This window comes from Pedobacter sp. (assembly GCF_035566355.1).
Taxonomy (GTDB): domain Bacteria; phylum Bacteroidota; class Bacteroidia; order Sphingobacteriales; family Sphingobacteriaceae; genus Pedobacter.
In genome coordinates this window covers 1-6,875 of sequence record NZ_DATMRL010000321.1, presented here as the reverse complement: position 1 = coordinate 6,875, position 6,875 = coordinate 1, and the positions used below count along the sequence as shown (strand labels likewise).

6 protein-coding genes are annotated in these 6,875 nt (G+C 43.8%); all 6 read right to left on the bottom strand.

Annotation, left to right across the window (positions count from 1 at the left end; all coding sequences use genetic code 11):
• Positions 1-239 precede the first annotated feature (239 nt).
• The 6 genes from VNZ46_RS12460 to VNZ46_RS12435 are packed head-to-tail and all read right to left on the bottom strand — an operon-like array spanning position 240 to position 6,415.
• Entirely contained in the window at positions 240-785 is a 546-nt protein-coding gene (locus VNZ46_RS12460) for a hypothetical protein (RefSeq protein WP_325560456.1), read from the bottom strand.
• 4 nt (positions 786-789) lie between these two features.
• Positions 790-1,956: a PilN domain-containing protein gene (locus tag VNZ46_RS12455; protein ID WP_325560455.1), complete on the bottom strand. Its 1,167-nt coding sequence runs from the start codon at positions 1,954-1,956 to the stop codon at positions 790-792.
• Between the two features lies 1 nt (position 1,957).
• A complete protein-coding gene (locus VNZ46_RS12450; protein WP_325560454.1) occupies positions 1,958-3,961 on the bottom strand; it encodes a type II and III secretion system protein in 2,004 nt (667 codons plus the stop codon).
• Complete coding sequence (locus VNZ46_RS12445; protein WP_108549988.1) at positions 3,961-5,391, bottom strand: GspE/PulE family protein; 1,431 nt, start codon at positions 5,389-5,391, stop codon at positions 3,961-3,963. The genes VNZ46_RS12450 and VNZ46_RS12445 overlap by 1 nt, the downstream gene beginning before the upstream one ends.
• 10 nt (positions 5,392-5,401) lie before the next feature.
• Positions 5,402-5,935: a hypothetical protein gene (locus VNZ46_RS12440; protein WP_325560453.1), complete on the bottom strand. Its 534-nt coding sequence runs from the start codon at positions 5,933-5,935 to the stop codon at positions 5,402-5,404.
• 12 nt (positions 5,936-5,947) lie between these two features.
• Positions 5,948-6,415: a type IV pilin protein gene (locus VNZ46_RS12435; RefSeq protein ID WP_108549970.1), complete on the bottom strand. Its 468-nt coding sequence runs from the start codon at positions 6,413-6,415 to the stop codon at positions 5,948-5,950.
• Positions 6,416-6,875: the final 460 nt, after the last annotated feature.

Here is a 6,875-nt window from a genome sequence, read left to right as displayed (position 1 = left end):
TGAGCAAGGGCGCTGGTGGTAGTAAAGCCACTGATGAGGAGGATGGTTCCTGCGACAATTAACGATTTAAACCTTAGAGTTTTCATTTGCTTATTATTTAGTGTTCTTGTTCATATGCTAATCATGTTGCCATGAGTGTGTTAACTTACGTTAATTTAGCTATATGACAATTGAAAAGCAAAAAGGATTAATCATTTCTTAACATTAATTAAAGCTGACAATTGGATGATAATTGGAGCCTATTTTTCCCGTTCAATCCCTTTAAAATCCACTTTTAACACGCATTTATCTTTCCGTTCGCTTAGCAAATCTTTTAACGGCGCCTTCATCTGCACCGCAGACACCTTTCCAATTCCCGGCATACGCTCCAAAGTATCCATCAACTTCACCAATTCCACATAGCCCCCATAAAAATGAAGGCTTTGATTGATCCCTACAGCAGTAGAATCTCTTTCTATGGAAGGCTGTGTTAAAGTGTAGTCAATAGACACATTTCTGGCCCCGGCAATGGCAGACACTTTCAACCAGATGTCGTTGTGCCACTGCTCAGGGTTCACCCTGTACGCTTTGATAATTTCATTCAGCGCATTCAATTTTTTCTGCGCATGTACAGGGTTAAAAGAAAGGTCATTTTGCGCCAGGCCGGCAGCTTCCTGCTCAAAACTATGGTGCAAACAAATGGCATCAAAAGTTTTGCTAAACGCAAAAAACCAGCACAGCAATAAGCCAAAGGCCGCCAGTGGAAGCAAAAGTTTATTTCGCTGTCTATAATTGAGCTTATTCATTAGATCAGTAATTTAAAGTAATGGTAAAAACCTGTGCCTGCTTCTGGTCATCAGCGGTATACTTTTCCAGCTGCACATCCTTCACCCATGATTTCTTCTTAAAAGTGTAAATGCAGTCATTGATGGCATACACATTCTCTGCAGTTCCCTTCAATTTAATCAGACCGGATTCCACAGACATTTCGGTCAGCGTAGCAGAACCGGGTAAGCCAGCTCCAATCTGGTCGCAGATATAGGCATAACCAAGGCCCTTATTCCAACCCAGTTTCTTCACCAGAACTTCCTTTTCCTTAATTTCCGTTTCCATTTTCTTCTTATTGGCTGAGAGATCAGATTTCCTGCCCGCCCGGCCTTCCATTTCCTGGTTACTGGAATTGTAAAAACCAAACAACAGAAAATTAAGGAGCAGGAGCACAAAAAAAAGGCCCAGTACCAGCACACCTCTTTTCTCAAATTTGAGCTTCGCGATATACTCCGCCCTGTTTTCCCCGATCTCCGGAGCATCCACCTCTATGGGCTCCAGAACTTCAGCCAGGATCAGCTGGAATGCCGTAGCATAACTTAACAAAAACGGTTCAGGCATGGTTTCCAAATCAATTTTTAGTGCAAAACCCGTATCTGTTTCCAGCTGTTGGGTATAACTCTCCCAGCTCTTGTCCTCCCTGAATTTGATGCGGTGCCCGTCAAAACTCAATGAATCCTGGTATACGTTGAGTTGCGGGAGTACCTGATCTACCACAAAAGGCCCCAGGCCCAACATCAAGACCTCCACCCCCTTTTTCTTAAAAGCAGCGATCATTTTATCAACGATGTCTTTTCTCACCACGGCCAGAAAGGAATCCTCACCAGAAATAAAATTCTGAACATAGAACTCCGTCAAATTGAAACCAGGAAACACCTGCTGTAGAGCAGCCTCCCTAACTTCATCCAGCTTTTTCGTTTTCTTAATCAACACCCCACGGCCAGTTACCGTAATCGCCAGAGGACCGCTCAGCCCATCAGCAATCTGGCCCAGTTCAGCAGTATACTGTTTCTTAAGCCCGATCTGGATCATCTTACCTTTCAGCGAAAGTTCAACCAAACGCACATCGATCAAACCATCGGCCTGAAGTTTCAGTTCCAGCCCTTTACTACTACTCAGCCCCGATTTAAAATTGAAATCAAAAGCCATACTAGTAAATAATAGTTGGTTTAATAAACACCACAGTCACTACCTTATTATTCGATTTACTGCGGCTGCTGAACAACCATTTCAAGATTGGAATCCGCGACAAGACCGGCACACCAGAACCACTTTCGCTGCTCTCCGTACGCTCCAAACCACCCAAAACAATCATATCCTCATTTTTTGCACGTACAATAGATTCAAACTTACTGGTAGAGGTTGGAGGCGGCGCATTCAAAGGCGGATCGCCAATAAAATCAGAAATATCTACTTTGATGTTCAGCGTAATCTGACTATCACCCGAAACCACCGGTTTAATATTGATGTTCAAATTCGCATCAACCGCCGTAAACTGCTCCGTAATCACCGTTTGTGTGGTCAACGACGGAATCACATTCTGCGTCTTCGTACTGTAATAGCGCTTGCTTCCAATACTCAGGTTTGCAGAATGACCGTTTAACGTAGACAATTTAGGTACAGACCGGACTTCAACATTACTGTTGTTCTCCAGCGCACTAATATTGATATAGAAATTAGGCGTTACCCTGCCCAGGTTAATCGAATTGTTCCGGCCCAGTTTGGATAAAAAGCTATTGATCGCTCCGGAACTAAAGGTGTAATCAATCCCCGGAAAGATCTTTCCCGGATTGGAAATACTGTCCGACACCCCGGCAGAAATCCCGGTTTTAACGCCATGACCTTTGCGGATATCGATCAGCGTCACCTCTATTAACACCATGGGAACCAGCTTGTCCAGCTGTTTAATGAAACCTTCTATTTCGGTAATCTGAGGTGCCGATCCCGATAAAAGAATGGTATTCTGTTCCCTGAATTCCTTAATCTCCACGCCCCGTTTCCAATCATTAGGAATCATATTCTGTACGGTGTCCAGCGAACGGTTCTGCAACTGGATAATTTTATGCGCCCTTAAGCCCTCCAGTTTCCTGTCACCGATCATATAAATTCCGTTTTCCAGTTTAAAGGTGTAGTCTGTACCCTGAAAAACAGCGGTTAACAAATTATCATAACTAATATCATTGACCCGCATGGTGATGCTTCCTTTAATATCCGAATACAGAAAGTAGTTCGCATTCAGTTCCTGGGCCGCATTTTTGATCAGATCGATCATATTGACATTCATGGCATCCACACTCAGCAATTTCTTTCCTCCCACCACTCTGCTCAATAGACTGAAATTAGCACCAACTCCCTGATTGCCGTTCGCCACGTTGACCGGCTTCAGGTTTCTTTTCACCGCCGTGTTCTTTTCACTGTCAATATACAATTGCTCATCCTCGCCCAAAGCCTGGAAAACAAATACATTGTCATTGGTTTTAACCACCTTCAAGTCATTGGTATAAGCCAGTTTCTCCAGGGCGGTTTCAAAAGGAGCATCTGCCATAAAGCCCGTTACTTTCTTTGTCAGTAAAGTATTCGGCACCACCACATTCTTCCCGGAAACCATAGTGATCTTCCTGGCCACCTGCGCCAGCGTATCGTTGTCCAGTTCTAAGCTCAAGGTATTGTTCTGTTGATTGTAACGCACATTGATCTGCTTTACCGGCACCACAGGCACAGGATCTTTGGCTTTGGTTACCGACATAATAGATCCAATCAGGTTAATGTCCAGTCCATATTCCTTGGTCAAAAAGACCAGTACATTTAAAGCCGTTTCGTTGGTGAAATTGTTGAACACCTTGAAATTCAACTGAGGATCAATATTGATGTTCAGGTTATTGGATTGGGCCAGGGCACGTAAAAACTCCTGAGCAGAAACGTTAGACACGTTCATCTGCACTTTCTGGTTTAAACCAGGTACCGTAATGGCCAGGTTATTTAACCTTTCTTTGACCAGCCTTAGCCGTTCTTCGGCCGCCGGGCTTTGCACCTGGTTAGCTTGCTGCCCTGGCATAGGATTTTGTGCAAATGCACCGGTTAAACCGGCTGTAAACAGTCCCGCACACAAGAGCACCTGCTTCAATAATCGATGGATTAATTTTGAGTTCCGCATTAATTTGTAAATAATAAAGGGTAAATTTCTTCTATAGTTGTCTGGCCTGCGGCGAATAAAGCAAAGGCATTTTCACCTAAAGTTTTAATTCCGCGCAGATCCAGTAAAGGATTGATATACATGTTTCCTTGTTTAATTTCCTGTGTCAGTTCATGATCCAGAGGGATCACCTCATATACAGCCTTCCGGCCACTGTAGCCTGTATGATAACATTGCTCACAGCCACGCGCCACATAGTGCCGGTGTACCGGTGCAAAAGGCTTAAATTGTTTAGGGTAAAAAGACGGATCAAAATCCTCCTCCGTTTTGCAATTGGGGCAAAGCAACCTGACCAGCCGCTGCGCCACAGAGGTATTCAGCGTATTGGCCACCAAAAAGGAAGGAATACCCATATCCATTAACCTGGATACCGTTCCCCAGGCAGAATTGGTATGGACTGTAGACAACACCAGGTGTCCGGTTAAAGCCGCCCTGATGGCCATGTTAGCCGTTTCCGGATCCCGGATCTCTCCCACCATAATCACATCCGGATCCTGCCTTAAAAAGGTACGCAGTGCCGATGCAAAGGTAAGGCCAATGCTCTCTTTCAGCTGAACCTGGTTGATACCTTGAAGGGTGTATTCTATTGGGTCTTCAATAGTTAAGATGTTCCGGGTCTCTTTGTTCAAATACTTCAGCGTGGCATAAAGCGTAGTGGTTTTTCCGGAACCTGTAGGCCCGCTGATCAGGATAATGCCATTGGGTCTTTTAATGCCCTGCATATAATTGGCCAGGTCAAATGCAGAAAAGCCTACCTTTTCCAGGTCAATATTTGCCGCATTATTATTCAACAAACGCAACACCACTTTTTCTCCATGTAAAGTAGGTAACACCGATACCCGGATATCAAACTGCTCCTCCCCATTTCTGAAATTGATCCTTCCATCCTGTGGCAGGCGCTTTTCTGCAATATCCAGATTGGCCATAATCTTGATCTTATTGATCAGGGCCGGATACTCCGTTTTCTTCAGCACATAACGCTCCACCATCATCCCATCTATCCGGATCCTCACCCTGCACCGCTCTTCATAAATTTCAATATGAATATCACTGCTTTTTAAATTGCGCGCTTCCCGGATCAGTTCATTCAAGAAACCATCCCCTTCTATGGCGACAACAGATTTTTGAAACTGGTGCTGTCCGTTTTCTTTGAGGTAGTGAAGGTTCAGCCATTCATTGATGGTATCTGAAGGAATTCCTTCCAGGCGGATGCGCTTTCCAAGTACAATTTCCAGTTCATCGGTCAGCATATGCTGCTCCGCGTTCTCATCGCAAAACAAGACCATACTGCCCTCATCACTGTCTTTAGGAATGATCCTGTAATGCCAGGCCTGTTCTCTCGTTACAGAAGAGATAAACGCCATATCTAGTTCTATAGGTATCGTTTTCATATTTCCCGGGTTAAATGCCATTAAATAAATAGGTTTTGTAAATCCAGGAATCCTGGCAGAGTTGTAACTGAGGCTGTACCAAATCCCAAAACAAGAGCATGGCTAAAAAAGCAGCCTGCAGGCCAGCCAAAGGAATATGGATATGGTCCATGCCTTTGATCCTTTTCGTTACCAGTATGTAAACCAATACCAGGATCAGGCTCAGCAGGTAAAACACCACATAGTTCAGCGGAGAAAGGTAAAAGGTCAGCGTCACCAGGAATAAAATATCCCCAAGGCCAAGGTAGCTGTCTACGATGTTGAAGAGTTTGCGGTGTTTAACGCTGAAATAGAGCCAGACCAGCAGCAACTGGACCACCAGGAAAGCAATGGCATAGCCAGCATCCTGCAAGGTATTGACCCAGCCTACCTGTTTAAGCTTCAAAAAGAAAAATAAAGCGCTGAGTACAGGAAAAAAGATCCAGTATACACCACGGTAACGCATATCCTGATAACAGACAGAAACCAGCGCCAGTAAAGCGAGCAAATTGAGCGTTGCGATCATGATGATAAACCCTTAATCTGCAACTACTTCTTTCAGGTTTTTATCCTGATCGATCTCCCAAATGTTAAAAGTACCGTCACCATCAAAATCGGCTACAGCTGTTGCCCTGGCCAGGAAACCAGTGTTATTGGCGCGTACAATTTCAATTCTGTAATTCGCTTTTCCGTCTTTACCATCGGTAGAGAGTTTTTCCTGGATAAAGCCCAGTTCATTCAGATCCGAACTGTATTTGGATTTTTCATAGAAATAACTTTTCTCGAGCGTAGCAAGATGTTCCAGCTGCACTTTAGCTTCTGTACTCTTTGCTTTGGTGATTAAAGGAAGAAGGTTTGGAAGTGCAAGGAGCACAAGAATACCTATAATCACCAGAACCACAAGGATTTCGGTTAAGGTATAGGCTTTTACTTTTTTGGTTAGCGCGCGTTTAATTGCGCTGGATGGTTGGTTTGTTGTTGATTCTGGCGTTGTTGAGATTTTCATATCTTCCTTTAATTGTTAATTGTTAACGTTGAAAGGACAATGTTAAAGAACTTCAGTGCAGCCAGATTGCACTGAAGTTTTTTTTATCAACAAAATGAAAATAAATTTTGAGGTTGTATTAATCGTGTCAAGTAAAATTCCAAAACACACTGACTTTTCAGCTTTATAAAGAACGTTCTTTTACCGTAAAGGTAGTTTTTTGTTCGGGTTTTACAACAGGGGTAATTTCGTTCTTCGGTCAGTTCATTGCTGCAGGTAAGTTTGATCATTTGTAACAGCAAAGATAGCCTCAGAAGAAAAGCAGTAAAGGGACTTTCGCGGCATAAATGCTCTTATCCTGGCCGCATTGGCCATTTACTCCACGTTCCGTTGACAGCTCTCCCTTCTTCCGCTCCTGGGGGCCTAACAAATGATCACCCCAGACCTCTATTCTCGTTGGCGCATTGCAGCGAGCCTTGAT

Coding starts and splice junctions, on each gene's coding strand:
- VNZ46_RS12435 (WP_108549970.1), bottom strand. CDS start 6,415: ATGAAAATCTCAACAACGCCAGAATCAACAACAAACCAACCATCCAGC.
- VNZ46_RS12455 (WP_325560455.1), bottom strand. CDS start 1,956: ATGGCTTTTGATTTCAATTTTAAATCGGGGCTGAGTAGTAGTAAAGGG.
- VNZ46_RS12445 (WP_108549988.1), bottom strand. CDS start 5,391: ATGAAAACGATACCTATAGAACTAGATATGGCGTTTATCTCTTCTGTA.
- VNZ46_RS12460 (WP_325560456.1), bottom strand. CDS start 785: ATGAATAAGCTCAATTATAGACAGCGAAATAAACTTTTGCTTCCACTG.
- VNZ46_RS12450 (WP_325560454.1), bottom strand. CDS start 3,961: ATGCGGAACTCAAAATTAATCCATCGATTATTGAAGCAGGTGCTCTTG.
- VNZ46_RS12440 (WP_325560453.1), bottom strand. CDS start 5,935: ATGATCGCAACGCTCAATTTGCTCGCTTTACTGGCGCTGGTTTCTGTC.